The following is a 582-nucleotide window of genomic DNA, read 5'->3' as shown; positions in this document are numbered from 1 at the left end:
ACGAAGGATCACGCAGGCCGAACAGGGTCTGGTTCTCCTGGCCCGTGCCGACGAAGTTCTTCACGCGCTTGTCGAAGAAACCGATCGACACATAGCTGGAACGGGCAAAATACCACTCAAGCGAGATGTCGAGATTGTCGGAAACCAGCGGAACGAGGTTCGGATTGCCCGACCGAGCCGACGGCACGCCACCGAGGTAGGTCGGACGGTTCGGGTTGTTCGATCCGATCGAAACCGCCGAGAACAGCGAACCGAAGTCCGGACGCGCGATCGTCTTGCCGAAGGACACGCGACCCTTGAGCTTGGACGTCAGGTCGATCGAGAAGTCCAGAGCAGGCAGGATGTGATCGTAGCTCGCCGACTGGCTGACCAGCGTGTTGCCGGTGCCCAGCACCTTGGTGAAGTCGTTGTCCGCATCCCAGCGCAGCGCGGAGGGAGGCACGATCACCGAGGTCGAGGTCGAGTTGGTGTGCTCGTAGCGCACGCCGGCGACCAGGTTGGCCGGACGCCCGGCCAGGGTCGTGTTGATGGTGACCTGGGCATAGGCGGCCCAGATCTCTTCCTGGACCCGGTTGTCCTGGT

General features: G+C 62.5%; 1 protein-coding gene. It reads right to left on the bottom strand.

Annotation, left to right across the window (positions count from 1 at the left end; genetic code table 11):
• Positions 1-582: TonB-dependent receptor (locus tag J7528_RS24220; protein WP_291879953.1), on the bottom strand; the 582-nt coding region annotated here is incomplete at both ends.

This window comes from Caulobacter sp. (assembly GCF_017744445.1).
GTDB lineage: Bacteria > Pseudomonadota > Alphaproteobacteria > Caulobacterales > Caulobacteraceae > Caulobacter.
This window is presented reverse-complemented; position numbering and strand designations above follow the sequence as displayed.